General features: G+C 66.2%; 17 protein-coding genes and 1 pseudogene. 9 read left to right on the top strand and 9 right to left on the bottom strand.

Annotated features, from left to right (window positions below):
• Positions 1-436: 436 nt before the first annotated feature.
• Positions 437-2,758, top strand: a complete 2,322-nt coding sequence (gene katG / locus FV218_RS16315) for a catalase/peroxidase HPI (protein WP_056219606.1) — start codon at positions 437-439, stop codon at positions 2,756-2,758.
• Positions 2,759-2,900: 142 nt separating this feature from the next.
• Positions 2,901-3,893, top strand: coding sequence for an FAD-dependent oxidoreductase (locus tag FV218_RS16320; protein WP_147710760.1), 993 nt, complete (start codon positions 2,901-2,903; stop codon positions 3,891-3,893).
• A 543-nt stretch (positions 3,894-4,436) separates the two neighbouring features.
• Here the strand turns inward: FV218_RS16320 and FV218_RS16325 are convergent.
• The 3 genes from FV218_RS16325 to FV218_RS16335 are packed head-to-tail and all read right to left on the bottom strand — an operon-like array spanning position 4,437 to position 7,653.
• On the bottom strand, positions 4,437-7,004 hold the full coding sequence (locus FV218_RS16325) for a CheR family methyltransferase (RefSeq protein ID WP_147710761.1): 2,568 nt from the start codon (positions 7,002-7,004) through the stop codon (positions 4,437-4,439).
• Positions 7,001-7,294 carry a hypothetical protein gene (locus FV218_RS16330; protein ID WP_147710762.1) on the bottom strand — a complete coding sequence of 98 codons (294 nt, stop codon included), beginning with the start codon at positions 7,292-7,294 and terminating at the stop codon, positions 7,001-7,003. Before FV218_RS16330 ends, FV218_RS16325 begins: the two co-directional genes overlap by 4 nt.
• Positions 7,295-7,323: 29 nt before the next feature.
• The gene (locus FV218_RS16335) at positions 7,324-7,653 is read right to left on the bottom strand and encodes a hypothetical protein (RefSeq protein WP_147710763.1); all 330 of its coding nucleotides are present in this window, start codon (positions 7,651-7,653) and stop codon (positions 7,324-7,326) included.
• A gap of 711 nt (positions 7,654-8,364) precedes the next feature.
• Between FV218_RS16335 and FV218_RS16340 the strand changes: the two genes are divergently transcribed.
• Positions 8,365-8,796, top strand: a complete 432-nt coding sequence (locus tag FV218_RS16340) for a response regulator (protein WP_147710764.1) — start codon at positions 8,365-8,367, stop codon at positions 8,794-8,796.
• 134 nt (positions 8,797-8,930) lie between these two features.
• Here the strand turns inward: FV218_RS16340 and FV218_RS16345 are convergent, their stop codons facing one another.
• Positions 8,931-9,758, bottom strand: a complete 828-nt coding sequence (locus FV218_RS16345) for a cobalamin-binding protein (protein ID WP_147710769.1) — start codon at positions 9,756-9,758, stop codon at positions 8,931-8,933.
• 128 nt (positions 9,759-9,886) lie between these two features.
• On the opposite strand from FV218_RS16345, the gene FV218_RS16350 reads away from it, so the two are divergent.
• The 4 genes from FV218_RS16350 (at position 9,887) to FV218_RS16365 (ending at position 14,959) form a co-directional block, all read left to right on the top strand.
• The gene (locus FV218_RS16350) at positions 9,887-10,561 is read left to right on the top strand and encodes an HAD family hydrolase (protein ID WP_056088142.1); all 675 of its coding nucleotides are present in this window, start codon (positions 9,887-9,889) and stop codon (positions 10,559-10,561) included.
• Between the two features lie 26 nt (positions 10,562-10,587).
• Positions 10,588-10,977: an acyl-CoA thioesterase gene (locus FV218_RS16355; RefSeq protein WP_147710765.1), complete on the top strand. Its 390-nt coding sequence runs from the start codon at positions 10,588-10,590 to the stop codon at positions 10,975-10,977.
• 300 nt (positions 10,978-11,277) lie between these two features.
• Positions 11,278-12,351, top strand: a complete 1,074-nt coding sequence (locus FV218_RS16360) for an acetylhydrolase (protein WP_082475994.1) — start codon at positions 11,278-11,280, stop codon at positions 12,349-12,351.
• 178 nt (positions 12,352-12,529) lie between these two features.
• A complete protein-coding gene (locus FV218_RS16365) occupies positions 12,530-14,959 on the top strand; it encodes a hybrid sensor histidine kinase/response regulator (RefSeq protein WP_147710766.1) in 2,430 nt (809 codons plus the stop codon).
• Between the two features lie 3 nt (positions 14,960-14,962).
• On the opposite strand, the gene FV218_RS16370 is transcribed toward FV218_RS16365, so the two are convergent.
• On the bottom strand, positions 14,963-16,432 hold the full coding sequence (locus FV218_RS16370) for a PAS domain-containing protein (RefSeq protein ID WP_147710767.1): 1,470 nt from the start codon (positions 16,430-16,432) through the stop codon (positions 14,963-14,965).
• Between the two features lie 179 nt (positions 16,433-16,611).
• On the bottom strand, positions 16,612-17,484 hold the full coding sequence (locus FV218_RS16375; RefSeq protein ID WP_187273085.1) for a type 1 glutamine amidotransferase: 873 nt from the start codon (positions 17,482-17,484) through the stop codon (positions 16,612-16,614).
• Between the two features lie 175 nt (positions 17,485-17,659).
• Here FV218_RS16375 and FV218_RS16380 point away from each other — a divergent pair, with 175 nt between their 5' ends.
• The gene (locus tag FV218_RS16380) at positions 17,660-18,622 is read left to right on the top strand and encodes a TIGR03885 family FMN-dependent LLM class oxidoreductase (protein ID WP_056088154.1); all 963 of its coding nucleotides are present in this window, start codon (positions 17,660-17,662) and stop codon (positions 18,620-18,622) included.
• Between the two features lie 39 nt (positions 18,623-18,661).
• Entirely contained in the window at positions 18,662-20,464 is a 1,803-nt protein-coding gene (locus FV218_RS16385; RefSeq protein WP_246685147.1) for a glycoside hydrolase family 15 protein, read from the top strand.
• Positions 20,465-20,602: 138 nt separating this feature from the next.
• Here FV218_RS16385 and FV218_RS16390 read toward each other — a convergent pair whose 3' ends face one another.
• The 3 genes and pseudogenes from FV218_RS16390 to FV218_RS22855 all read right to left on the bottom strand — a co-directional run bounded on the left by FV218_RS16390 (position 20,603) and on the right by FV218_RS22855 (position 23,468).
• A complete protein-coding gene (locus FV218_RS16390; protein WP_056088160.1) occupies positions 20,603-20,977 on the bottom strand; it encodes a response regulator in 375 nt (124 codons plus the stop codon).
• A 64-nt stretch (positions 20,978-21,041) separates the two neighbouring features.
• Positions 21,042-22,238 (bottom strand): annotated as a pseudogene (locus tag FV218_RS22850) (ATP-binding protein); the annotation flags it as partial.
• A 75-nt stretch (positions 22,239-22,313) separates the two neighbouring features.
• Positions 22,314-23,468, bottom strand: coding sequence for a PAS domain S-box protein (locus FV218_RS22855; RefSeq protein ID WP_187273086.1), 1,155 nt, complete (start codon positions 23,466-23,468; stop codon positions 22,314-22,316).
• Between the last annotated feature and the right edge of the window lie 269 nt (positions 23,469-23,737).

Genomic DNA, 23,737 nt, shown 5'->3' on the forward strand with positions numbered 1-23,737 from the left:
AGCGCCAGACCCTGATGGATCGCCGCTTGCGCCACCACGCGCAGGCCGCCTAACCTCTCACCCCAGATGGACCAGAGCCTCCGCTCCTGAACACCGCTGAATGTCCCAAATCATCTGACGACGGACAACGGCTGCGCAGGACGCGCGACGGGACGGCGGTCGCGGTGGCCCGTTGCGGGCGTTGACCGGTCGATCGTCGGCGAAAACTTGAATTGCACGCGATCGGCTCGCGCAAATGTGAGATGGCGTCTCCCCAGGCGCGGCGGAGCCCTTCGAGCCCGCTTGGGCGGCGCGGCACCTTGATTTTCGAGGCCCGCAGCTGATGTCGCTCGCGATGCAGGATCGTAGAAGCGCGTCCGTCCCGCGCGGGGCGCCGCGCCTGGCGCCGCCGTCCACGACGGGCCGCCGACGCCGGTCCTGCGCCGAGAGGATTTTGATGAACACGATGACGACCGACAAGACCGACACCGCCTCCTACCCGATGGCGGGCCAGTGCCCGTTCGGAGGCGACCGCATCGGCGGAGCCCTCGGCAGCCGTCCGGCTTTGGAGAACTGGTACCCCCACCGGCTCAGGGTCGAGCTCCTGCACCAGAACGGGCTGGCCGCCGATCCGCTCGGGCCGGATTTCGACTACGCTGCCGCCTTCCAGGCGATCGACCTCGACGCGCTCAAGGGCGACATCAAGCAGTTCCTGACCTCGTCGGTGGCCTGGTGGCCGTCCGATTACGGCAATTACGGCCCGCAGATGATCCGCATGGCCTGGCATTCGGCCGGCACCTACCGCATCGCCGACGGGCGCGGCGGTGCCGGCACCGGGATGCAGCGCTTCGCACCGATCTCGAGCTGGTGGGACAACGGCAACACCGACAAGTCGCGCCGCCTGCTTCAGCCGATCAAGCACAAGTACGGCAACGGCCTGTCCTGGGCTGACCTGATGGTGCTCACCGGCAATTGCGCCCTGGAGATCATGGGCCTACCGACCTACGGCTTCGCCGGTGGGCGCCTTGACGCCTGGGAGGCGGACGACGCCACCTATTGGGGGCCTGAGGTCGTCGAGATGGGCTCCGTCGCGAGCTTCGACGAGATGGTCAACCGCGACGAGCGCTGGCGCGGAAAGAACGGCGACCCCGACTACGACCTGGAGAACCCGCTCGCCGCCTCCCACCAGGCGCTGATCTACGTGAACCCCGAGGGGCCCTACGCGAACGGCGATCCGCAGGGCTCGGCCAACGACATCCGGGTGACCTTCACCCGCATGGCCATGAACGACGAGGAGACGGTGGCGCTGATCGCCGGCGGCCACGCCTTCGGCAAGAGCCACGGCATGACGCCGGCCAAGGAGATCGGGCCGCCGCCGGAGATGGCGCCGATGGAGGCGATGGGGCTCGGCTGGCACAACCCGAACGGCACCGGCGCCGGCAAGGACACGATGACCAACGGCATTGAGGGGAGCTGGACCCCCGACCCGACGCAGTGGGACAACGCCTACCTGGAGAACCTTTTCAAGTTCGACTGGGAGCAGACCAAGAGCCCGGCCGGCGCCCTGCAATGGACGCCCAAGGACCCAAATGCGCCGAGGACGCCGGACGCCCACGTCGCGGGGCAGTCGCACCCCCTGATGATGATGACCTCCGACATCGCCCTGAAGGTCGATCCGGAGTACCGCAAGGTCTGCGAGAAGTTCCTCGCCGACTTCGACGCCTTCACGCAGGCCTTCTCCAAGGCGTGGTACAAGCTCACCCACCGCGATATGGGTCCCAAGCACCGCTACCTCGGCCCGGAGGTGACGATCGAGGACGGCCTGCTGTGGCAGGATCCGATCCCCGACGCGACCTACGCCCCGGTGGGCGAGGCCGAGGTCGCCACGCTCAAGCAGGCGATCCTGGCCAAAGGTCTGTCGGTCTCGGACCTCGCGTTCACCGCCTTCTCGGCAGCCTCGACATACCGCGACAGCGACAAGCGCGGCGGCGCCAACGGCGGCCGCCTCGCGCTGAGCCCGCAGAAGGACTGGGCCGTCAACCGCCGGGCCACGCCCGTGGTCGAGGCGCTCCGCAGCGTCATGGCCACGTTCAACGGCGGGCGTGACGACGGCAAGCAGGTCTCGCTCGCCGACCTCATCGTGCTCGCCGGCTGCGTTGCTGTGGAGAAGGCCGCCTCGGATGCGGGCATCAAGACGCGCGTGCCGTTCACGCCTGGGCGCGTCGACACCACTCAGGCGCTCACCGACATCGAGATGTTCACGTGGCTGAAGCCGGTCGTGGACGGCTTCCGCAACTACGTCGACGACGGGTTCGGGGCGATGGCGCCGCGCCTGTCGCCGGAGGAGATGTTCCTCGACAAGGCCAACCTGCTGACGCTGACCGCGCCGGAATGGGTGGTGCTGACCGGCGGCCTGCGGGCTCTGAACGCCAACCACGACGGCTCGAACCGGGGCGTCTTCACCGACCGGGTCGGCGTGCTGACGACGGACTTCTTCCGGACCCTAACCGACACGAACCTGGTCTGGGAGAAGGCCGACGCCGCCGGCACCACCTTCGCCCTGAAGGACCGCGCAAGCGGGCAGGCGAGGTTCGAGGCGACGCGCAACGACCTCGTCTTCGGGTCGAACGCGCAGCTGCGTAACATCGCCGATGCCTATGCCGGCAGCGACGGCCAGCAGCGGTTCGTCGCGGACTTCGTCCGGGTCTGGAACAAGGTGATGATGCTCGACCGGTACGACGTGAAGGGCCACCGGCGTCAGGGGCCGATGGCGGCCTGATTGACGACGGACGCGGCAGCGCGCCCCCGTCTCACCACCCGGTGAGACGGGGGCGTCGACGGCCCGACGCCGCCGCGACTGGAACGGGTTCGGCGATTTGATAGCCCGGGCGCGCTGACGCTCACCAGGAGCGACGCCAGCCATGCCCGGAACCGAGATCCGCCTCGCCCTCGACGCGATCCCGATGGAGGGCATGAAGGAGGGGGCGGCCGGGGACGAGACGGTGCTGTTCGTGCGCGACGCCTCCGGCGTTCGGGCGTTCCAGGCCAAGTGCCCGCATCTCGGGGCGCCGCTAGCCAAGGGCGAGATCTGCGGCGGACGCCTCTACTGCCACTGGCACAAGGCCGCCTTCGCACTGACCGACGGAAGCCTGGAGGAGCCACCGGCCCTCGACGCCCTGACGCGCTACCCCGTCCGCATCGAGGGGGCGGACGCCGTCGCGATCCTCACGCCGGAGCCGGCGCCGACGAGGTCGGCGGGCGCGACCGTGGCGAGCGTGCTCGTCGTCGGCTCGGGTGCCGCAGCCGTCGCCCGCATTAAGACCCTGCGCCGCGAAGGCTATCGCGGCCGTATCACCATGGTCGGCCGCGAGGCGCACCCGCCCTACGATCGGACCAAGCTGTCCAAGCAGTTCCTGGCCAAGCCGACCCCGCCGGAGAGGGTGCTGATCGAGCCCGACTTTGCGCAGGTCAACGCGGTCGAGCGGATAACCGGGGAGGTCGTCCGGGTCGATCCCGTCCGGCGCGACATCACCCTGGCTGACGGCCGGACCATGACGGCCGACGCGATCCTCGTCGCGACCGGAAGCCGGGCGGTGGCGCCGGAGTTGCCGGGACAGGATGTCCCCGTCACGGAGCTGGGCGGGGTCTTCACCCTGCGCAACCAGGGTGACAAGCGGCTCGATTACGGCGGCCACACCAAGGGTTTCGACCGGGTCGTCCTGCAGAGCGACCCCGCCGCCCTCGATTTCATCGCCTACTACGCGACGGGCAACTGGGTGACCGCCGCCTGCAGCAACGGCCGCAAAAAGGCCTTCACCGCCTTCCTGCACCTGCTCGGACTCGGGCGCCTGCCCGCGGCGGCCGAGATCGAGGCCGGGGCGGACCTGCCTGCCCTCGCATGCGAGGCCGCCTAGGGTTCGTCCGGCGACCGGTCAGGGCTCCCGGTAAAGAGAGGCCGCCGCGGGCGACATGGCTTGCCCGTCACGGCGCGTTGGCGCACCACGCCTTTGCGCCACGTAGACGGGTCGTGGCCTCCTGTTGCGTTAGCGGTGGAACGTCGGCAGGCGTCGCGGTCCGACCGAACTTCCTGTCGCCTGGGTTTGCTTCCCGAAAGCGGACCGGCTGCGAACCACCCGACCCGGTCATAGAGCAGACAAGCGGGTCCCGACCCAAGCAAGCCGTACGAGAAGCAGTTGGCGCTTCCCGAAAGCGGTCGCTCGTCGGCCGTCCAGCAACTTCGGCTCGGGGTGGTAATCGGACGTTGGCCAGTTGCCAGAAAGCTGACGTTCAACCTTCGGCTTAGGCCGACGCCGTGATCCGCTCTCTCATGAACCAGAGGCGGCCGGGCTCTGCAAAGGTGTGCCGTCGCCCGCTACCCTCGCGTAGGCAACTTCGTGGGCATCACGCGTTCGCGGACGGGCCACCAAGGTCCTGGGCGCGGAGCCCTAACTCCTCGGTCATCCCTGCTCCAGGAGGTTCGTGAAGTTTGCGACGATCACTGGCATCCGGCTGCCCTTTCGTGACGAGGCCATCAACCGGACACGGTAGCGAGCGCCGTTTTCCCCTTCAATCGTCCGCTCGGAGGGCCGGCTCGTCGCCAGCACCATCGGGATCTCGTCCAACAGCCACGTTAGGGGGATCGGCGCCGAGAAGTTGCGCAGGGACCGGCCGACGTCGCCCGGCTGGAGGCCGAAGATCTGCGCCGCGGCAGCGGTGAACATGCGGATGTGGAGATCAGGCGTCAGGAGCACGCTGGCAACGTTCATGCCCTCGAACAACGTGGACTGGTCGTCGCTCATCTGATCGATGGCCTCGATCTTGGACGTCAGCTCGGCGTTCACCGTCTGAAGCTCCTCGTTCAGAGACTGTGTCTCCTCCTTCGAAGCCTCCAGTTCCTCGTTAGCGGCTTGCATCTCCTCGTTGACGGAGTAGAGTTCCTCGTTCGAGGATTTAAGCTCCTCGAGGGACGTTTCGTACTCCTCGATCACACCCTGAAGCCGCTCGCGGGTCACGTTTAGTTCGCGTTCCAGGCTCTGGAACGCCGTGTCCCGCTCATTCGCCTCCAGGGCCTGCCGTTCCTTAATGACGGGCGCAGCGGCTTCGTTGAACACGACCAGGAACAGTGGCTCGGTCGCGCCGGCGGTGTTCAGCGGCTTGACGACCAACGAGATCGTCTGAAGGCGGCCGTCCGGCAGCTCGACGCTGATGCTTTCGCGCACGACCCGGGTGTTGCCCTCGATCGCCTCGCGCAGTGCCGTACGGAGATCCAGCCGCAGGCCCTTGCGCGCCATTGCGGCCAGCTCCCGGGTCGGCTGGCCCGGCACGACCTCCAGATGATCGCCGATCCGCGACGAGTAGTGCACGGCCTCGCCCGTCCGCGTTACGACCGCGTGGGGCGGCGTGAACTTGGCCAGCATCAGCGTCTCGACCGTATGCCGCAGGGCCGCGTGCGTCGTGACGTTGCGCCGGTATGGCTGACCGGCACCCGAAAATATCGGCGTGTCCGGCCCGGACATTGGCGGCAACCGGGCCGGCGGGATCGCGTCGCGGGCCTGGAAGATGCGGTTCCGCTTGTCGATCGTCTCGAACAGATCCTCGAAGCGCGTCACGTTCTCGGCCATCCCGATGAACAGGTAGCCGCGCGGGCGTAGGGCGTAGTGCAGTACCGGCATTAGTTGCTGCTGGGCTTCGACGCCGAGGTAGATCAGCAGGTTGCGGCATGAGACGAGATCGAGCCGCGAGAACGGTGGGTCGCGCAGCACGCTGTGCGGGGCGAAGGTGCAGAGGTCACGCACCGCCTTGGCGACCACCGCGCTGTCGCCTTCGACAACGAAGTGCTGCGCAATCCGTTCGGGCGAGACGGCGGACAGGTAGGTCTTCGGATAGAGCCCGGTCCGGGCGACTGTGAGCGAGCGCTCGTCGATGTCGGTGGCGAAGATTTGCACGCGCGGCGGATCGGCCAGGGTGAGCATGTGCTCGCGTAGCAGGATGGCAAGGGAGTAGACTTCCTCGCCGGTCGAGCACGCCGGCACCCAGATCCGCACGACATCGGTCGCCGCGCGCTCGTCGAGCAGCTTCGGGATGACGTCGGCCGCCAGAGCCTCGAAGGCGGCGGCGTCGCGGAAGAAGTTCGTCACACCGATCAGCAGATCCCGAAATAGCGCTCCGACCTCGGCCGGGTCGGCACGCAGCAGCTTGAGGTAGCCGTCCGGCCCAGCCGCGCCGACGACGCTGATGCGCCGCTGCAGGCGACGCACGAAGGTGCTGGGTTTGTAACCGGAGAAGTCGTGGCCGACCTGCGAGCGCAGGATGGCGAAGATCTCGGTCAGCAGCTCGGCATCGAACTCCCGCGCGACCTGGTCGGCGCGACCATCCTGCATGGCGGGACTATTGCCGGCGAAGTGTGCAGCGATCAGGTCGCCCATCCGTTCGGCCGCCTCGCCGAAATCAACGAAGCCGGTACGCAGCGCGCTGATGGGCATGTCAGGGGTTTCGGGGCCGTAGCCATCCGCGGTCTGGGCCAGGGTCAGGCCGCCCTGCTCCTTGATCGCCTTGACGCCGATGGCGCCGTCGCCGTCGCCGCCGGACAGGATCACGCCGACCGCGCGCGCGCCCTGGTCGAGGGCCAGGGCAGTCAGGAAGATGTCGACCGGTTTGGTCTCACGGACCGCCGGCCCGAGCGGCTTCAACGTCAGCCGTCCGCCTGCGATGCCGATAACGAACCCGGCCGGCATGACGTAGACATGACCAGGTCGGACCAGCTCGCCGTCGGCGGCAGCCTCGACCTCAAGCGGCGTAAAGCGGGCCAGCACATCCGGGAGCAGGCTTTTGTGCTCTCGACTGAGATGCGTGACGATGACGAAGGCGGCCCCGAGCGTCTCCGGCACTCCACGGAAGAAGCCCTGCATCGCTTCGATGCCGCCCGCGGACGCGCCGATGCCGACAATCGGGAAGTGGTCCTGGTCCATCACCACGTTCTGAGCCTTCGGATCGATGCTGCGCCGTTCGATAGGTCCCAGCATCATGCATTCTTGCCGGATCTCGGTGACGGCCGCGCGGATGAGACGTCTTGCGTGGCCTCCTGCACGACGTAGGCGATGCAGCGGGCCCGGGCCTCGGGGCTCTTCAGCCGCGCGAACAGACGGAGCAGCGCCACTACTTCGGCGGTATGATCTAGACCCGCCATAGCGGTTTCGGCGTCCGGTGTCTCAGGTGCGTCGGCCGTGAGGAAGGTCGCGACTGGAACACCCAACGTCCGGGCGATGCGGTCTAGCATACCGGGGCCGTCGTCCTGCGGATTGTCACCGTTCGCCATGCATCTCGCCGATCCCTGTGCCTCGTTGGTCAATGCACTGCGATCCCGGCCACGCGCGGTCCGATCACGTCGGCAATGCGACGACCGACATGATTTAGCACGTGACCGAGGAGCAGACGGGTCTGGGTGTCAGGCTCGTTTTCAGCGGCCTCGTAGGCCTCGATGAGAGACGTCACCAATTGGTTTGACGGGCCGAGGTCGCCACCCGTGCTGCATGCTAGCAGCCCTGCGGCGGTCTGCTCGCGTGAGCGCCGCACGAGATCGCGCGAGACCTGAAGCGTTCGCCGCGTCTCTTCGGCCGCAGCGCGCAACTCACGGGCAACCTCCAGGCAGCGGTCTGCGTGTAGGCGGTGCGTCATGAGCACTCCGATGTCAGCTGCATGCCCGCATGTAGATAACTTCTGGGCGATCGCTACGATCCTGCACACAATCCCTAGATGAGGCAATCCGAAGATCGATTTCGATCGCGCTTGGAAGGATCGAACGTAAAAATCCATTGCGGGTCGGCTTTTCGTATGAAGCGAGCAAACGCCAGTCCCCGCGCTGAGATCCTCGTACTCCATCCAATCATCTACCAAGAAGCGGACCCTCCAGCCTTCTGCAAGGGGTCGCGAGCGGTCTCAGCGGCTATGTCCGCTTACTTGAAACTACTCTCCGGAAGCGGACCGGCAGAAATCCACCCGACCCGGCCGTGGAGCAGGCGGTCCCGACCCAACCCAGCCGCCGGGAACGCGATTTGCGGTTCTCTAAAGCGGTCATTCGTCGGCCGCCACGCAAGTTCGGCTGGGGGTGGTGAGCGGTCCCTGATCCTTCGCCCTGAAGTGGGCATTCCGCCTCTGGGTGATCCTGCGCGAGACCCACGATTTGAACCCCGGTATCGGGCGTGTCCCTATGATCATCTCGGATTATGAATACAAAATATGATTTCGTCTTGAAGCGTCCCAGGTGGATCTCTGCCTCAAAACAACCAACAATGCCAGATTGTCTGGCTGACTTGCAATTTTTAACATCAATCACGTTAGATTGAAGCGACTACGGGAGCCATCGGCTCTCTTAAGCGTAGCGCTGAGATGCATCGGCTCCGCTCTTCATCCCCTCCCTACGCTCTGGTCGTCGAAGGCCATAGTCTCGTACGCATGGACGCCGTGAGCATCCTTGAGGGTGCGGGCTTCAGGGTGCTCGATGTGGCAACTGGTGAGGAGGCCATGCGCCTGTTGGACAAGCATGGTGCGGAGTTCGCACTACTGTTCACCGCCGTGGGCCTCAGCGGCCACTATGACGGGTTCGCGCTGGCCCGCAAGGCCGCTTCCGACCACCCGCATATAGGTATTGTGGTGGCCTCAGGTCATCATATGCCCGCTCCAGGCGATCTGCCGGACTCGGCGTGCTTCATCAAGAAGCCGTTTAGCGCCGATGTCGTTTACAATCACCTCCAGCGTATCCTGCCAGACGATACGAAGCCGGAGCCGTTGAGGTCGATAAGCGAACCTCTCCAGGGCTAAGTGAAGGGTCGTGAGCGATCCCCGCAACTTCGTCCGCTTGGATGCCTTCGCCGACCAGAAACGGACCGGCAGGAAACCACCCATTGCGGATGTTCGTGGCGGGTACCCCGGCCTCAATCCGAAGGGGAACGGCTCTAGCCGAGGATAGGGAGCGTTGGGCTGCTCGGCACCGGTGGGTGCCCAAGGGCAGACAGGATCGCGTCCAGGCCGTCGGTCAGTGCCGCGGGCCCGGGCTGGAGGATGAGGGGCGACTTGATCTCGTGGATGCGCCCCTGAGCTACGGCTGGCAAATTGGCCCAGCCTGCTCGGGAGGCGATGCTGGACGGCACGACCTTCTTCCCACACCACGACGCCAGGATGACCTCGGGCGCAGCCGCCACCACCGCATCGGGCGTTACGATGCGGTCCTTGGCGGCCGCCTGCCGGGCAAGCTCCGGAAAGATGTCGTCGCCGCCAGCGATGCGCACGAGCTCCGACACCCAGCCGATCCCCGAGATGAGGGGTTCGTCCCACTCCTCGAAGTAAACCCGGGGCCGGGGTCGCCCGCGGACGAGGTCAGCCACCCGCGCCAGCCGGACCTCGTAGCTGGTGGCGAGCGTTTCGGCCCGCTCGCGGGCGTCAACGAGGACCCCAAGGGTGCGGATCATCGCCATGATGCCAGCGACGTCGCGCTGGTTGAAGGCATGCACGGCGATCCCCGCACGGACGAGATCCGCGACGATGCCGGCTTGAAGATCGGAGAAGGTAAGCACCAGATCGGGTGCGAGGGCGAGGATCCTCGGTAGGTCCGCGCTGGTGAAGGCCGAAACCCTAGGCTTCTCACGACGGACCTGAGGCGGGCGCACGGCATAGCCGGACACGCCGATGATGCGGTCCTGCTCACCGAGGAGGTACAGGGTCTCGACCGTCTCCTCGGTCAGGCAGACGATACGTTCGGGCGGGGGCGGCGCATGCACCCTCATACCCCCCATGACATCGACCGGCACCCCTCGGATCAGTAGTGGCATGCCACGTTGGTCATGCCACGCCCTCAGGCTGGAACTTGCGACCCGAACCGCCGCTTCCGTAAGGGTAGAGGAAGAAACGTTTCATGCCCGCAGCAGTGATCTTCGATGTCGACGGCACGCTCATCGACTCCGTTCCCCAGCACGCCCAGGCCTGGCAGGATGCCTTTCGCGATTTCGGCCACGATATCCCCTTCGAGGACCTTCGGCGGCAAATCGGGAAGGGCGGCGACCTCCTGCTCCCGGTGTTCCTGTCCGAGGACGAGATGGCGGAGAAGGGCGACGCGCTGGAGAAGCACCGCTCGAACGTCCTGAAGGAACGCTACCTACCGACGATCAAGGGGCTGCCCCAGGTCCGGGCACTCATCGAACGCCTGCTGGCTGACGGCAAGCGGCTCGCGTTGGCCTCCTCCGCCAAGGCGGACGAACTCAAGGTCTACAAGAAGATCGCCGACATCCAGGATCTCATCGACATCGAGACGTCCTCCGACGATGCCGAGGAGAGCAAGCCGAACCCGGACATCTTCGTGGCCGCCTTGAAGCGTCTCGATGGGATCGAGGCAGGCGATGCAATTGTAGTCGGCGACACACCCTACGATGCCGAGGCCGCCGGCAAGGCCGGCATACGAACGATTGGCCTGCTCAGTGGCGGTTGGACGGCTGAGGAGCTGAAGCAGTCCGGCTGCATCGCCACCTACCGGGATCCTGCGGACCTACTGGCCCACTACACGACCTCACCGCTTGTCGGACCGCAGGCCTGAACGTTCGCTTCCTCGGAGCATCTCACATGGGCGACACGATCCCACGACTCTCCGAGGGACCGCACCTACGCACCATCGCCATGCCACGCGACACGAATGCCGCCGGTGCCATCTTCGGCGGATGGACGGTGTCGCAAATGGACTTGGCAGGCGGCACGTTCGCCGCCCAGCGGACGAAGGGCCGCGTCGCGACCGTCAGCATCGACGCCATGCGCTTCCTGCGCCCGATTGCGGTGGGCGACGAGGTCAGTTGCTACTGCAGCCTGCAGGAGGACGGCGAGACATCGTTGGGCGTGAGGATCGAGGTCTGGGCCAGGGACCGCACGGGGGGTGAACCGGAAAAGGTCACCGAGGGAGTCTTCACATACGTGGCCCTGGACAACGATGGAAAACCGCGCGGCAAGAACGACGGCTAGGCGGACAAAACCTAGACCGCGGTCGCTGCCCGCTCATCGAAGGCCCTATAAGGACCATATCGCGCCTGGGGCCGCCGCACCGCCTATCGTCGCGGATGCTTCAGTCTTTGATCGTCGACGTGAATGCGATGCTAAACTCCCAAGCCTAATGAATGGTCCTATTGCCCGTCAGTCGTGGTGGTCGACACAAAGCCTAGGGTGGCGGGGTGGGGGGGGGGCATACGTCCGGTCCGGCATTGCCAAACCTGGGACACAAGGCTCCGCTCTATTCGGCTTGCTAACAGGTTCCGCGGGACGTGAATGACCATCATCGCCGACGCCCCGTCCAACTCGGAGACGGTCTTGGAACCTGCCACGCGCGGCCCAACCCGCCGTCGGTTTGGTGCCACGGCCCTTGCCGTAAGTGCCAGCGCGCTGTTTCTACGCTTGCCGGCGATGGCGCTCCCGGTCACCGATGAAGCCCGGGTGATCGACTTTGATTGGGTCGACTTGTCACGCGCCCGCGCGGTGCCGGCGCGGCTCTATTGGCCGGCCGCCTCGACCCAGAAGGGCACTGTGCCGCTGATCGTGTTCTCCCACGGGCTCGGCGGTTCCCGGAAGGGCTACAGCTACCTCGGTGAGGGATGGTCGGCGCGCGGGACGGCCAGCCTGCATATCCAGCACGTCGGAAGCGACGAGACGCTGTGGCAAGGCAACCCGCTCCTGCTCCTCGACCGCCTCGACGGCGCGGCGGACGAGCGCGAGGCTATCGAGCGGACGCGGGACGTGAGCTTCGGCCTCGACCGCCTGCTTGACCAGACCGGTCCCTTCCACGCCGCAATCGACCGCAAGCGCATCGTCGCGGCGGGACATTCCTTCGGGGCGAACACCACCCTGATCCTCACCGGCGCCCAGGTGATCCGCGACGGGAAGCCCCTTGGGTTTCGCGACCCGCGCTTCACGACGAGTATCGTCATCTCGGCCCCACCCTTCTACGGCGAGAGCGACCTGGCGGCCGTGCTTGCCACCGTCGGTGTCCCCACCCTCCACATAACCACGACGGAGGATACGATCCGCATCCCGGGGCGCTACTCCCCAGTCCAGGACCGCATCGACGTCTTCAACGCCATCCCCACCCCGCAGAAGGCCCTCGTCGTGTTCCAGGACGGTTCGCACAGCGTCTTTACCGACCGGTCCCTCCGAAACGGCGGACCGCTAAACCCCCTGGTCAAGCGCGCGACGATGGAGATCGGCCTGGCATTCCTCGACCTCGTCCATCGGTCAGACCCCGCTCCGATGGACGATTGGAACGTGACCTGGAAGCCGATCCTGGCCGCGGCACCGGTGCCTTTCCCGCCCCCATCGCGGCAAGCGGTCCGTAGACGTCATGCGTGACGCCCGTTTGCACCACCGCTCGACGCGGTGGCCGGAGCGACCTTGTAGGATAGCCACCCCCTACCCGATGCGGATGTCGGCATAGGGCGTCACGGACGCCCAGGCGGGAGCTTCCTTCGTCCTGAACCGTTTGCGCACGGGCATGGCAGTGGGGATCTTGCCCCCGGAAACGGACGGCATGGACGACGAGATCGAGTGGCTGCGGAGCGAGAACCGTCGTTTAGAGATGGAGCTTGCCCGTACACGGGAGAAGAACACGCTTCACGTCAGGCTGCCTGAAGGCGGCCAGCGGACCTCCGGCGCGGACGTCGAACTGCTGTTCACGGCGGCGGAGAAGACCCGCATGCCGCAGATCGTCACCGACCCGAACCTGCCTGATAACCCCATCGTCTTCGCCAACCGGGCGTTCCAGGCCCTGTGCGGCTACTCGGCTGAGGAGCTGATCGGCCGCAACTGCCGCTTCCTGCAGGGCTCTGACACCGACCCGTCGAATATCGCCAAGGTGCGCGACGCCATCGCCGCGCGGCGCGATGTCGTGGTCGAGATCCTGAATTACCGCCGGGATGGCTCGACCTTCCGCAACGAGCTCTACGTCAGCCCGGTCTACTCCCCGGATGGTGACCTACGCTATTTTTTCGCCAGCCAACTCGCCGTCACCCGGTTCCGAACCGAGGAGGGCAAGCTCGCCGAAAGCGAGGCGCGCTACCGCACCCTGTTCAACGCCCTGGACGCCGGTTTCTGCGTGATCGAGCTACGGTTCGACGTCGAGGGCCGGGCGGTCGACTACCGCTTCATCGAGGCCAACGCGGCCTTCTCGCACCACACCGGCCTCGACGACGTGGTGGGCAAGTGGGTGAGCGAGGTGGTCCCCAACCTCGAACGAAGATGGCTCGACACCTACGGCGCGGTCGCCATGACCGGCAAGGCGGTTCGGTTCGAGAGCGGGGTCGTCTCGCTCGGCCGTTGGTTCGAGGTTCAGGCCCTGCGGATCGGTGAGCCCGTCCAGCACCGCGTCGCCCTGCTGTTCAACGACGTCACCAACCGGCAGATGGCCGAGAGCGTCCTGAGGGACACCGCCCGGGAGCGCACTACCGAGCGCGACCTCGTCTGGCGGGCCAGCCGCGATTTGCTCGTTGTCTGCGGCTTTGATGGTGTCTTTCGTTCAGTCAACCCGGCCTGGACCGAGATGCTGGGCTGGTCCGAGTTCGACCTCGTAAGAACCGGGTTTGGCGCCTACGTCCATCCCGAGGACAAGGAGGCCGCGACCGCCGCGTTCGAGCGCCTACGATTTGGCCGGGCCCTAGACAGCCTCGATGTGCGGATACTCACGGCGGACGGCGGTCATCGTTGGGTGTCATGGAACGCCATCCCGCAGGACGACCACTTCTACGCCGCGGGGCGCGACGTCACTGAGCGGCGCGCCCTGGAGGAGCAACTGCGCCAGTCGCAGAAGCTTGAGGCGGTCGGCCAACTTACCGGCGGGGTCGCGCACGACTTCAACAACCTCCTGACGGTGATCAAGTCCTCGACCGACCTGCTCAAGCGCCCGGACCTGCCGGAGGAGCGCCGGCAGCGTTACATCGGTGCGATCTCCGATACGGTCACCCGGGCCGCCAAGCTCACTGGACAACTGCTCGCCTTCGCCCGGCGCCAGTCCCTGACCCCGGAGGTCTTCGACGTCGGCCGCAGCGTCGCCTCGGTCGCAGACATGGTCGGTACCCTCACGGGTGCCCGAATCCGTGTCGTCACCGACGTGGCCTCGAACAAGGACGGGCGTGGGGAGGAAGTCCCCTATCTGGTCGACGCCGACCCGAGCCAGTTCGACACCGCGTTGGTGAACATGGCCATCAACGCCCGGGACGCGATGGATGGCGAGGGCCGGCTGGACATACTCGTGCGCCAGACCTCCACCATTCCTGCGGTGCGTGCCCATCCACTCATCCGCGGGGACTTCGTCGCCGTCTCCGTCCGCGACACCGGTACGGGCATCGCCGAGGTCGACCTCGACCGCATCTTCGAGCCCTTCTTCACAACCAAGGGCGTCGGCCAGGGCACTGGGCTCGGCCTGTCGCAGGTATTCGGCTTCGCGAAGCAGTCGGGCGGTGAGGTGCTTGTCGAGAGCACTCTTGGGATGGGGACGACCTTCACCCTCTATCTGCCCCGCGAGGTGGGACGGTCGGTAGCGGTCGAGGATGACGGCGAGCCCGAGCCCCTGGCCGACGGCCACGGCACCCGCGTCCTCGTGGTCGAGGATAACGAGGAGGTCGGAGCCTTCGCCACTCAGGCCCTTCGGGAACTCGGGTACGAGACGGCCTGGGCGATGAGCGCCGAGGAAGCCCTGTCCACCCTGACCACTTCCCAGGGGTTCGATATCGTGTTCTCGGACGTGGTGATGCCCGGGATGAACGGCATCGACATGGCGCGGGAGATCCGCCACCGGCATCCCGGCTTACCGGTCGTCCTCGCCTCCGGGTACAGCCACGTGATCGCTGAACAGGGAACCCACGGCTTCCCACTCCTGAAAAAGCCCTATTCAGTCGAGGACTTATCCCGCATCCTGAGGCGCGCGGTGACCAAGGCCATTTCGGAAGCCACGGTTCACGGATGACGCCTAGTCGCGCGTGATCTCCGGCAGCGGCGCCTCGGCCGTGAAGACGACGCCGCGAGTACGGTAGTCGATCTCGGCCGTCCCGCCGATCTCCATCGCCAGCGCCCGCTCGATCATGCGCGAGCCGAAGCCCGTCCGCGTCGGTCGCGAGACATGGGGGCCGCCGATCTCCTGCCACTGAAACCATAGGCGCGCCGGGTCCGATCCCTCGACCACGTCCCAGCTCACGATCACCCGCCCGAGGTCCGCGGAGAGGGAGCCGTACTTGACCGAGTTCGTGGCGAGCTCGTGGATGGCGAGGGCGAAGGCAAGGCCCACTCGAGGCGCCAGCCGCAGGATCGGCCCGCCGATCTTGAAGCGGGTGTCCTGCTCCACGCCGAAGGGATGCAGCGCCGCGATGATTACCTCCGTCAGCGTCGCCCAATCGCCGCTGCCTCGCGTCAGCATCTCGGTCGCGGCCGACAGGGACTTGAGGCGGGACTCCATCGCTTCCTGCGCCGCCTCCAGCGACGGGGCGTTGCGAAGGGTCTGACGCGAGATGGACTGAACGGTCGCAAGGGTGTTCTGGATGCGGTGGTTCAACTCGCCGGCAAGGAGGTCCCGGTGCTCCTCCGCGCGCTTGCGGTCCGTGATGTCGAGGCTGATACCGGCAATGCTCAGTGGTGTGCCGTCCGCCCGGTACGAGGCCTGCCCGCGCAACTGGAGCCAGCGGGTCTTACCCTGGGGCGTCAGCAGCCGAACCTCGATGTCATAGTCCGAATGCTCGGCGATAGCCGCATCCCTCGCGGCCAGCTTCCTTTCCCTGTCGTCGGGATGGATCGCCGCCATCGTCTCCTCGTAAGTCATGGAATCGTGCGCCGAGCGACCAAAGTTCTCCTTGAAACCCTCGGACGCGATCAGGCGCATCGTGCCCAGGTCGAGTGACCATGTCCCGAGGCGACCTGCCTTGAGGGTGAAGCGCAACCGCTCCTCGCTCTGGCGTAAATCCTGCGAACGTTGCGCAGCCTCGGCCTCCAGGGCATCGCGATCCGCCTGGAGTCGGACGAAACGTTCCTTCTCCAAGGTGACGTCGAACTGCGAGGCGAAGAAGTACGTCAGGTCGCCGTCCGCATCGAACACCGGCGAAACGAGAAGGCGGTTCCAGAAGACGGTGCCGTCCTTGCGGTGGTTGCGAAGGTCGAGCTCGATGGCGGTGCGCCGCTCGATGGCATCCCGGAGCCGTGCGACCTCGTCCTTATCCGTCTCCGCCCCCTGGAGGAACCGGCAGTTCCGACCGAGGATCTCGTCGCGGCGGTAGCCCGTCAGCTTGCTAAAGGCGTCGTTGACGAAGACGATGGGATTATCGGGCAGACGCGGGTCGGTGATCAGCATGGGCATACGCGTCGCCCGGACCGCCCCCGCGAATGGGTCCGAGCCTGCTACGTGGCGGGTGATCTCCGCATCGATGCGGGCGTCCTCGGTACGATCCGACACTATCCTGGGAAACTCGCATTGGCCGAGCGTGGGCGACTTGGGTTTCTACGTCGATACCCCGTTCCACCAACGTTGGAAGGGCTAAATCGCGCGAACTTCGAAACGTGACCATTCGGCTCAGGTAAAGGTTCCGCCGAGCGTTCCGCGAAGTCGCTTCGGCATCCGTTCTGTCTTGGGAGTCAGCGACGACGTTCATGGGATGGGATGACGAGCGCCTCAATGAAGTTGCGGAGCTCCGTTCGTCGAAGGTCCTTATCGGTGACCTGCTCATCCAATCCGAGTCGCCACGCCAAGTCGCGTCGACCGGGCTCACGGTGGAGGGCCTCGACGAGATCGGCATGTTCCTCGACTTCGCGCTGGCTACGCGCCAACCCGCTCTCGACTAGGTCGTCCGCTTGCCGCCTGAGGGCCCCCGTGACCTCGTCGAGGCCGATCTCCGGGTGGTACTGCACCCCCCAGAACGTGCCGCCGTCGTGTCGGATCTCCGCAGCCTGGACAACGGTGGACCGATTGAGCGCTAGTAGCGTCGCCCCGTCAGGCAGGGTCTCGACCTCGTCCGTATGGATACTCGGTGCGTCGTACGAGCCGGGCCGTCCCTTCAGTAGCGGATGGCACCGTCCGGCATCGGTGACGACGATGCGTCTGGCAAACCCCGCCTCGGGACCGTTCCGGTTCTTACGGACCGTGCCGCCGGCTGCGACGGTCGCCATCTGCAGGCCGGCGCAGGAGCCGAAGGAAGGTGTCCCGGACGAGAACAGGGCATTCATGAACGCGAGGGAGCGCCTGACCTCCGGCGTGTCCTCGTAGAGAGACAGGGGCGAGCCCGAGAGGAAGACCGCATCGTATACGCCCAGGCTCTCGCCCTTCGGGAATGTACTGTTCGCGTCAGCGGGCATGACGCGATGGCAAACGGCCCCTGGCGCAAGGAGAGCTAGGATCTCGACGTAGGTCTCGCCCGACGAGCGCCCAACACTGCCACGGCGCTTCTCACGGGCTTCCGGAGGCTCGCTTTCAGCGACGAGGAAACGAAGTCCTGATGTTGATGCCTGCAAGGCCGTGGCGCTCCGGGGAGCCATTCCCCGGGGACCCGAACTGCTGGCAGAAATCTGCGTTCCGGGCCGGGCGGACCTGCCGCAGGTGATGAGGACGTGTCGAGTTGAAGCACTCAGATGCAGGAACGTCGGGTTCCAGCCGCCGTTCGCTTTCCGTTTAATCGGGACAACCAACTTGGCGCGCTTCGGCTATCACGCTTCCCACGAGCAATACGCGCCCTCCACGCTTTTATCGCATGTCCAATCAGCCGAGCGTGCCGGCTTCGCCTGTGCGATGTCGTCGGAACACTTCAAGCCATGGAGTAACGCCCAGGGCCACGCCGGTCATGCCTGGTCCTGGCTCGGTGCCGCGCTCGCGACCACGCAATTGCCGTTCGGCATCATCACGGCGCCTGGGTATCGCCACCACCCCGCCGTCCTCGCCCAATCGGCCGCGACCCTATCCGAGATGTTCCCGGAACGCCTCTGGCTGGCCCTGGGAAGCGGCCAGCGGTTGAACGAGGACATCACGGGCATGCCGTGGCCGGAGAAGGCCGAGCGCACCGCCCGCCTTAGTGAGTGCGCCGCGGTGATCCGGGCGCTGTTGGACGGCGAGACCGTGACGCACCGAGGCCGGGTCACCGTGGTGGACGCCAAACTGTATTCCCGCCCGGCCAAGGCACCCCTCCTGCTGGCCGGCGCCGTCACTACTGAGACGGCCCGTAAGGTCGCCACATGGGCCGACGGTCTCGTCACGGTGGGCATAGAGCCGGGCAAGCTCCGTCCCGTCGTCGAGGCCTTCCGCGCGGGCGGGGGCGAAGGCAAGCCCGTCTTCCTCCAGACGAAGGTGTGCTGGGATATGGACGACGGGCGGGCCCTCTCCGAAGCCCACGGGCAATGGGCCGCCAACATGCTTGAGGGCGACGCCAACTGGGACCTGCGCACGCCGGAGGACTTCGAGACCGCGTCGCGCTTCGTACGTCCCGAGGACGTTCACGGTTGTGTCCGCGTGTCCTCTGATCTCGGGCGCCAGACAGCATGGCTCGCCAACCTCGCGGAGATCGGCTTCGAGGAGATCATCGTCCATCAGGTCGGCCGCAACCAGGATGCCTTCATCCAGGCATTCGGCAGCCGTGTTCTACCCCAGCTTCGCGCCTAGTCGCCACGCACCCTTCGCCATCCTCGGAGCCATCGATTGTTGAAGCCGTTTCCCCGCACTGGCGGGCCCGTCGAACGCGAGGACGGATACCTTCCCCTCGAAGCCTATGCCGCCCTCGGTGAGGGCCGGTCCGTGGCCCTGTCCGGTGCCGACGGCTCAATCGATTGGTGGTGCTGCCCGAACCTCGATTCCCCACCGCTCTTCGACCGTCTGCTGTCCCCACTTGAGGGGGGCTACTTCTCTGTCACGCCCGATGCCCCGTTTACCGCCGAGATCGGCTACCGCGACGGAAGTAACGTCCATGAGACCGTGTTCACCACGGCGACCGGAAAGGCGCGCCTGACCGAGAGCCTGAACAGCGGGCCGGCCGGGCGGTTGCCATGGGCGGAGCTGGCACGTCGCATCGAGGGGATCGAGGGGCGTGTCCGCTTCCGGATCGAGCTCGTGTTCGGAACTCGGGGCGACACGGCCGGACCATTCCTCTCGTCGAACGCAAGCGGCACGGCCTTCCACGTCGCCGACCTTATGGGGCTATTCCGCTACAGCGAGGGCATCCGCATCGATGGCGAGGATGACCATGCGATCAAGGCCAGCGTCGAGGTGTCGGCGGGGCAGCGCGAGACGGTGGCCATCGTTGCCGGCGAGCACGAGCCACTCGTCGTCGCCCCAGTCGCGGACATTGACCGACGCATCGATGGCTCCTGCGATGCCTGGCGCAACTGGACCGAACGCCTTGGCTACGCGGGGCGGTACCCGGAACAGGTTGGACGCAGCGCCCTCGCCCTCAAGCTGCTGCTCTACTCCCCCACCGGCGCCATCGCCGCCGCGGCGACGACCTCGTTGCCGGAAGGTATCGGAGGTAAGAAGAACTACGATTACCGCTACGCCTGGGTTCGGGATGCCGGCTACGTCATCAAGGCGTTCCTCCGCCTCGGGGCCCATGCCGAGGCCAGCGCCGCGTTGACTTGGCTCGTCCGCCACTTGGAGGAGCACGGCGCCCAGGTCCTCTTCACCTTGAACGGGGAGATGGTCTCGGAGGAGGAGGAACTCGACCTTCCAGGGTACCGGAACTCCCGCCCGGTCCGAACGGGCAACGCAGCAACTGGCCAGCACCAGCACGGCATCTACGGCGACATCTTCGAGACGGCGGAGCGCTTCGTTACCGGGGGTGGCATGCTCGACCTGCGCAGCGGTGCGTTGCTGGCGCGTCTTGCCGACGAATGCGCCGAGAAGTGGAAGATGAAGGATGCTGGGATCTGGGAGCTTCCAGAGCAGCAGCACTACACCGGCTCCAAGATCAGTTGCTGGCAGGCCCTGGCCCGGGCCGTCGAGATGGCCGAGAAGGGCTATCTGCCGGGCACCTGCAAGGACCGTTGGGTCCGGGCCCGCGACCGCGTAGCGGACTGGATCGAGGAGCATTGCTGGTCGGAGGCGAAGCAGGCCTACGTGATGTATCCCGGCAGCGATAAGCTCGATGCCTCCATGACCCTCGCTGTCCGGTTCCGATATGGGAGCGCCGACCGGTTGCGGGCGACCTGCGAGGCCATTGACCGGGAGCTCGGTCGAGGTCCCTATCACTACCGCTACTCGGGCGTGGATGCCGAGGAAGGTTGCTTCCTCGCCTGCACCTTCTGGCTCTGCGAGGCGATGGCCCTTCTCGGGCAGAACGATCAGGCGTCGGAGAAGTTCGAGGCGGTGGTCGCAGCATTGGACCGGAACTCCGGCACCTATGCAGAAATGGCCGATCCCCAAACAGGCGGGTTCCTCGGGAATTTGCCACAAGGATTGACCCACTTGGCCCTGATACAGGCGGCAGCGACCCTGTCGGGACTGGACCTTTAGAACTATGAACCAAATGCCGGCTGGCGAGACCTTCGGCGCTTAACCGCGGCGGGCCTCGCCATCCGACGATAATGGGTACGAGGTACTTTGCCATCGCCCCTGAGAGAGGATGACCAGGCAGCGTGAGCTGGACTATGATCAGACCGCGTGTTGTATCGCTTTGATGACGTCCGAGGCGTTATATGGCTTGGGCACGAACAACCCGTGGTCCGGAACCTCTTCGTCCGTGAACCGATGCCGTCCCGAAGTCAGAACCAGCCGGATGTCCGGCCAATTCTCGCTGACCCGCTCGGCGAGGGTGACGCCACACATGGTTCCCGGCATATCGACGTCGGTAAACAATACGCCGATGTCGGATCTCCGATGCAGGATGTCCCAGGCCTCATCGGCATGACGGGCCGCAACCACCGTGAAGCCCGCATCCTCAAGCATGTCGACGGCATTCGAGCGTACGAAATCGTAGTCCTCAACCACGAGGACGACCGATGCTTCGAGGGGGCGCTTCGTCGGCATGGGCGTTCAACAGACAGGCAACACTTCGGTTGCAATCCCTGGGCGGTAGCTTTTCCGTTACCGCCTACCGTCCGGTGTCCATCACCCGGCGGCGCCGCGTCGTGACCTTGCGCAGGATGCGCGAGAGCTGCTCGACCGAGTACGGCTTGTGCAGCAGGTCGAGGCCGTCAGTGCCGTTCTGCGCCAGCACGTGGCTGTAGCCTGACGCCAGGACCACCGGCAGGCCGACGTGCCGAAGCCCGATCTCCCGGGCCAGCTCGACGCCGTCCATGCCGGGCATGACCACGTCGGAGAACACGACGTCGAAACGGTCCGGCGCCTTCGCGAGCTCAGCCAAGGCCTGCCGTGCGTCCATCGCCCAGACCGTCTCGTAGCCGAGGTCGTGCAGCGTCTGGGTCGCGAAGTTGCCGACATCCCGGTTGTCCTCGACGAGAAGCACCCTGGTGCCGTGTCCGTCCATCAGGGGCGCCGGGTCCGCATCATCGACGACGGCCGGCGCATCCTTGGCGGCGCGGGGCAGGTAGAGCGTGAAGGTCGTCCCCTCGCCGATGGCGCTCACGACGCGGACCTCTCCGCCCGACTGCTTGGCGAAGCCGATGACCTGCGACAGGCCGAGGCCGGTGCCGTGCCCCACCTCCTTGGTGGTGAAGAACGGCTCGAAGATCTTGTCGAGGATGCCGGCGTCGATGCCCGTGCCGGTGTCCGAGATCGACAGGGCGACGAAGCGCCCGACGACCCTGGCATGGCTCCGGTCGCCGGGAATCGCAGCGACGTTCCGGACCGAGATGGTCAGTTTCCCCTCGCCGTCCATCGCGTCGCGGGCGTTCACGGCCATGTTGACGATGGCGGTCTCGAACTGGCTCGGGTCCGCGTCGATGAGGCAGGCCTCGTCGGGCAGGCGCGTCACGGTGCGGATGCGCGATCCCGTCAGGGTGCCGATCATCTCCTCGATGGTCTCGACGCTTCTGGCGGCGTCGAACACCGCGGGCTTGAGCGCCTGCCGCCGGGCGAATGCGAGGAGCTGTCCGGTCAGTTTGGCTGCCCGCGTCACCGTGTCGGAGATCGCACCGATGTATCGCTGACGCCGTTCCTCGGGGAGGTTCGGGCGCTTCAGCAGGTCGGTCGACGACATGATGACGGTGAGCAGGTTGTTGAAGTCGTGGGCGACCCCGCCGGTAAGCTGACCGACGGCCTCCATTTTCTGGGCCTGGCGAAGCGCGTCCTGGGCCCTGTCGAGCTCGGCTGTGGCGCGCACGCGCTCCGTGATGTCCTGGGCGTGGTGGAACGCGCCGAAGATCCGTCCGTCACCGTCCCTGAGCGGGGTGTACGAGACTTCCTAGTACGGCTTGACGATGCTCGGGTCGCCGAACTCCTCGACAACGGTGAACACCTCGCCGGCCAGGGCCCGCGCCATCAACGCCCGCATGACGTGCGCCTGGTCCTCCGTGAACAAGTCCGGGAATATGTCCCCGAGATTGACGCGATAGCCGAATATCCGATGGAATTCGTCGCTGTGCGCCTGGTTGAAGGCGATGAGGCGGAAGTCATGGTCGAAGGCGCAGATCGGCGCCCTGTCGGTTTCGACGATGGTAGCGAACAGGTCGCGTTCAGCGGTGCGCGCGGCGAGCGCCGCTTCCCGTTCCTTCTCGACCGTGACGTCACGCCCGGTGCAGTAGACCAGCCCGTCCTCGGGCACGCCGATCCACGAGATCCAACGGTAGGACCCGTCCTTGCGGCGGTAGCGGTTGGCGCATCCGACCGCTGGCTGGCCGTCCTCGATCCGTTCGAGGCCGACCCGGGTGCGCTTGACGTCGTCGGGATGAAGGAGATCCCAGATCGGCGTCTGCGCGATCTCCACATCCGACCATCCCAACAAGGTCTGCCAGGCCGGGTTCGAGGTCACCAGGTAGCCGCGCCGGTCCAGGGCGCACATCAAGTCGGGGGTAAGCGTCCACGTCCGCCCTCGGGCCTGGGTGCGCTCGACGACCTCACGTTCCAGGTCCGCGTTGAGGGTACGCAGGTCGGCCTCGGCCTGCCTCAGCACGGTGACGTCGTGAAAGACGCCGATCATCCGCAGGTGCCCGCCCTCGTCCTGCAGGGGCTCGCTGGAACTCAGGATCGTGCGCGTGGTGCCGTCGGGCCTGGTGACGCGATAGTCGGCCACGACCTCTGTGCCGTCGACGGCCGCCGCCTCGGTGAGGGCATGGGCACGTTCGACGTCGACCTTCTCCAGGCGGGAGAACACCTCGTCCTGGTGCACCGGTCCCTCCGGCGCGAGCCCGAAGATCTCGCGGCTCCTGTCGTCCATCTCGACCGCGCCGGTGACCGTGTCCCACTCGAAGATGCCGAGGCGTGCGATGTTGACGGCCATCGACAGGCGGGCCTGGCCTTGGCGGGTGGCCGTCAGGGCGGTTTCGAGACGCCCGTGCCCGGCGGAGAGCGCCTCCTGTGCCCGTGTCCGGCAGAAGGATGCGAAGATGCGGCCGGACACGTCGCGGACGAGGGACTCCTCCTCCTGGGTCCACCGTGCCGGCAAGGCCCGCTCGATGTGGACGATGGCGGCGAGACCGTCTTCGATCATTACCGGCACGCACAGGGTAGTCCGGTCCGGTTCGCCCTGACGATATGGGCCGGGTGTCCGACGTCAGCACCTGTGGGACAGAATGAGGGTCTTCACGAACGGAGGATGGCTGGTTCATCGTAGCCCCTGAGGAGCGAAGATGAAGCAGACATCCGGACCGGCCAAGAAGCCGGCAGAAG

The organism is Methylobacterium sp. WL69, assembly GCF_008039485.1.
Lineage (GTDB): Bacteria > Pseudomonadota > Alphaproteobacteria > Rhizobiales > Beijerinckiaceae > Methylobacterium.

Excerpts from the sequence above, each read along its gene's own strand:
- FV218_RS16355 (WP_147710765.1), top strand. The coding sequence starts at position 10,588 with ATGGGCGACACGATCCCACGACTCTCCGAGGGACCGCACCTACGCACC.
- FV218_RS16360 (WP_082475994.1), top strand. The coding sequence starts at position 11,278 with ATGACCATCATCGCCGACGCCCCGTCCAACTCGGAGACGGTCTTGGAA.
- FV218_RS16350 (WP_056088142.1), top strand. The coding sequence starts at position 9,887 with ATGCCCGCAGCAGTGATCTTCGATGTCGACGGCACGCTCATCGACTCC.
- FV218_RS16325 (WP_147710761.1), bottom strand. The coding sequence starts at position 7,004 with ATGATGCTGGGACCTATCGAACGGCGCAGCATCGATCCGAAGGCTCAG.
- FV218_RS16335 (WP_147710763.1), bottom strand. The coding sequence starts at position 7,653 with ATGACGCACCGCCTACACGCAGACCGCTGCCTGGAGGTTGCCCGTGAG.
- FV218_RS16340 (WP_147710764.1), top strand. The coding sequence starts at position 8,365 with ATGCATCGGCTCCGCTCTTCATCCCCTCCCTACGCTCTGGTCGTCGAA.
- FV218_RS16320 (WP_147710760.1), top strand. The coding sequence starts at position 2,901 with ATGCCCGGAACCGAGATCCGCCTCGCCCTCGACGCGATCCCGATGGAG.
- katG (WP_056219606.1), top strand. The coding sequence starts at position 437 with ATGAACACGATGACGACCGACAAGACCGACACCGCCTCCTACCCGATG.
- FV218_RS16345 (WP_147710769.1), bottom strand. The coding sequence starts at position 9,758 with ATGAGGGTGCATGCGCCGCCCCCGCCCGAACGTATCGTCTGCCTGACC.
- FV218_RS16330 (WP_147710762.1), bottom strand. The coding sequence starts at position 7,294 with ATGGCGAACGGTGACAATCCGCAGGACGACGGCCCCGGTATGCTAGAC.
- FV218_RS16365 (WP_147710766.1), top strand. The coding sequence starts at position 12,530 with ATGGACGACGAGATCGAGTGGCTGCGGAGCGAGAACCGTCGTTTAGAG.
- FV218_RS16390 (WP_056088160.1), bottom strand. The coding sequence starts at position 20,977 with ATGCCGACGAAGCGCCCCCTCGAAGCATCGGTCGTCCTCGTGGTTGAG.